This is a genomic window from Polaromonas sp. P1_E3 (assembly GCF_056405935.1).
The window spans coordinates 1-3,510 of record NZ_JBFUBD010000286.1 but is presented as its reverse complement, the minus strand read 5'-3'; the positions used below and the strand labels follow the sequence as shown (position 1 = coordinate 3,510).

Genomic DNA, 3,510 nt, shown 5'->3' with positions numbered 1-3,510 from the left:
GGGCGATCAGCACACCGCCGGCATGCATGCCGACGTTGCGGGTCAGGCCCTCAAGCTTTTGGGCGAGTTCAAGCAGGGTGCGAACATCCTCTTCCTTGCGCTCGCGTTCGGCGAGGATCGGCTCCTGTTCCTTGGCTTTTTCAATCGTGATGTGCTGGCCCGGCTTGTTGGGGATCAGCTTGGAAATGCCATCACAAAAGCCATAGGGAAAGTCGAGCACACGGCCCACGTCGCGAATGGCGGCGCGCGCGGCCATGGTGCCGAATGTCACGATCTGGCTCACGGCTTCCTTGCCGTACTTGTCTTTCACGTAGTCGATCACGCGGTCGCGGTTGCTCTGGCAGAAGTCGATATCGAAGTCCGGCATGGAGACCCGTTCCGGATTCAGGAAGCGCTCGAACAGCAGGTTGTATTGCAGCGGGTCCAGGTCGGTAATCTTCAGCGAATAGGCCACCAGCGAGCCCGCACCGGAACCCCGGCCCGGCCCGACCGGGCAGCCGTTGTTCTTGGCCCAGTTGATGAAGTCACCCACGATCAGGAAGTAGCCGGGGAAACCCATCTTGAGGATGGTGTTGATCTCGAACTCCAGGCGCTTCACATACTCGGGCCGCTTCTGGTCGCGCACGGCCACGTCGCGGTAAAGGTGCGCCAGGCGCTCTTCCAGCCCCTCGAACGAAGCATGGCGGAAGTATTCGTTGATCGGCATGCGCACGCCGTTGACTTCCGGCGTGGGGTAGTCGGGCAGCATGGGCTTGCCCAGCTCCAGCGTGAGGTTGCAGCGCCGGGCAATTTCCACCGTGTTGGCCAGCGCGGTGGGTACGTCGGCAAAAAGCGCCGCCATCTGGGCGGCCGACTTGAAGTATTGCTCCCGCGTGAACTTGCGCACGCGGCGCGTGTTGCCCAGGATTTCGCCTTCCGAAATACACACCCGGGCCTCATGTGCCTCGTAATCGTCGTAGGTCAGGAACTGCACCGGGTGGGTGGCCACCACCGGCAGCTTGAGCCGCGCGGCCAGCTGGACGGCGGCCGCCACATGGCGTTCATCATCGGGGCGCTGGGCGCGCTGCAGTTCCAGGTAAAACCGGTGGGGGAAAAGGCCCGCAAAATACAGCGCGCACTCCACGGCGCGCGCGCTGTCGCCTTGCAGCAGCGCCTGGCCCACAGCGCCGCCTTGCGCACCTGACAGGGCAATCAGCCCTTCATTGAGTTCCTGCAGCCATTCGAGCTTGACCACGGCCTGGTCACGCACCACGTTTTTGGTCCAGGCGCGCGTCAGGATTTCGGAAAGGTTCAGGTAGCCCTGGCGGTTTTGCACCAGCAGCAGCAGGCGCGCGGCGGGCGCCCCGGCGTCCTTGCCCGGGACCTGCACCCACACATCAGCCCCGATGAGCGGCTTGACGCCCGCTCCGCGGGTTTCCTTGTAAAACTTGACGGTCCCGAACAGATTGCTGAGGTCGGTGATAGCCAGGGCCGGCTGGTGGTCCGCAGCGGCGGCAGCGACGACCTCATCGATGCGGTTGGTGCCGTCGACGACTGAAAATTCGGTGTGAAGGCGCAAATGGACAAACATGAGGCCATTTTAGGGCCGAGGCTGTCCGCTGAGGAGCCGCGGCACAGTGCAAGGACATGCATGCCTGCCTACAATCAAACGCATCATGCAAATCCTGAACATTGCAGCCTACAAATTCGTCGCGCTGACCCAGCCCGCGGCGCTGCAGGCCAGCCTGGCCGACCGGCTGCAAGGCCTTGCCATCAGGGGCACGGTGCTCCTGGCCGAAGAAGGCATCAACCTTTTCCTGGCCGGCCCGGCCGGCGATATTCATGATTTTTTGGCATGGTTGAAACAGGACGCGCGTTTTGCCGACCTGCAGGCCAAGGAAAGCTGGTCCGGCGCCCAGCCCTTTCGCAAGCTGCTGGTCAAAGTCAAGCCGGAAATCATCCGCATGAACCACCCGGCCGTGCAGCCTGCGGCAGGCCGCGCGCCGGCGGTGGACGCCACCACGCTCAAGCGCTGGCTGGACGCAGGCCATGACGACATGGGCCGCCCCGTCGTGACGCTGGACACACGCAATGACTTTGAAGCCGATGTCGGCACCTTCAAAAATGCCATCGACTGGCGCATCCGCAAGTTCACCGAGTTTCCCGAAGCCCTGCTGGCGCACAAAGAAGAGCTCGCCGGCAAGACCGTGGTGAGCTTTTGCACAGGCGGCATCCGTTGCGAAAAAGCAGCCATTCTGATGCGCGAAGCCGGCGTCGAAAACGTCTGGCAGCTTGAGGGCGGCATCCTCAAGTATTTTGAAGAAAGCGGGCGCGCGCATTTCGACGGTGAATGTTTTGTTTTTGACGAMCGCCGTGCCGTCGACCCGGAACTCAAACCCCAGGTCAACCCGCCCGCCAAGCCCTTGCACCCGTCCCCTGCCGCCCGCAGGCCCGAAGTTTTCGGGCTTTTGTCTGACAGCTGAGTCCAAAGCCCCGTGCGAAGCTTTTGAATCGTTCGCATCCCACATCCGCCCACCGTCCCCTACTTAACGGTAGCCACCATGCCCACAGACACCTCCCCCGCGCGCCACCAGGCCGCCCAGGCACTGCCTTCCCCGCTCGCCAGGCGCTTCAGCGCCGTGCGCCAGCAAACCGAGGCGCTGATCCAGCCCCTGAGCCCGGAAGACTGCCAGTTGCAGTCCATGCCGGACGCCAGCCCTGCCAAATGGCACCTGGCCCACCTGACCTGGTTTTTCGAGACCTTCATCCTTGAACGCTTTGAGCCCGGCTTCACGCCTTTCGATCCCGGCTTCCGGGTGCTGTTCAACAGCTATTACAACGGCGTGGGCGATAAATACCCCAGGCCCAAGCGCGGCCTGATCAGCCGGCCTTCGCTGGACGAAGTGCTGGCCTACCGCGCGCAGGTCAACCAGCGCATGCTGGCGGTGATCGCCGCCGTGGAAGCCAGGGCCGACGATGTTCAACGGCGGGAACTCACCGAATTGGTGACCCTGGGCCTGCACCACGAACAGCAACACCAGGAACTGCTGCTGACCGACATCAAACACGCGCTGTCTTTCAACCCCGCGCGTCCGGCCTACGTGAGCCGCTGGCCGCTGGCCGGCATACACCCGCAGCCGGTGGACTGGCTGCGCCACGAGGCTGGCCTGGTGGAGCACGGTTATGACAGGGCACGCGACGGCGAATTCGCCTTCGATAACGAAACACCGCGCCACAAGGTTTATGTCGCGCCCTTCGAACTGGCCAGCCGGCCGGTGACCAATGGCGAAATCATGGCTTTCATCGCCGACAAGGGCTACCAGCGCCCCGAGCTGTGGCTCTCCATGGGCTGGGACTGGGTCACCGAGAACAAGGTCAGCCTGCCGTTTTACTGGCAAGGCGATGAAGGCAGCTATCAGCACTTCACGCTCCAGGGCCTGATCGCCGTGGACCCGAACACGCCGGCCTGCCACCTCAGCTATTTTGAAGCCGATGCCTTTGCACGCTGGGCCGATGCGCGCCTGCCCACGG

The 3,510-nt window shown here is 63.2% G+C and carries 3 protein-coding genes; 2 read left to right on the top strand and 1 reads right to left on the bottom strand.

Translation table 11 applies throughout. The features are described 5' to 3' along the window. A partial coding sequence (dnaE, locus tag AC1D0Z_RS17885; protein WP_477659545.1) for a DNA polymerase III subunit alpha occupies positions 1-1,570 on the bottom strand: 1,570 nt, incomplete at its 3' end. An 85-nt stretch (positions 1,571-1,655) separates the two neighbouring features. On the opposite strand from dnaE, the gene AC1D0Z_RS17880 reads away from it, so the two are divergent. Further along, positions 1,656-2,462 carry a sulfurtransferase gene (locus AC1D0Z_RS17880; RefSeq protein ID WP_477659544.1) on the top strand — a complete coding sequence of 269 codons (807 nt, stop codon included), beginning with the start codon at positions 1,656-1,658 and terminating at the stop codon, positions 2,460-2,462. 78 nt (positions 2,463-2,540) lie between these two features. Next, positions 2,541-3,510, top strand: a 970-nt coding sequence (egtB, locus tag AC1D0Z_RS17875) for an ergothioneine biosynthesis protein EgtB (RefSeq protein WP_477659543.1), incomplete at its 3' end; no start/stop codon positions are given.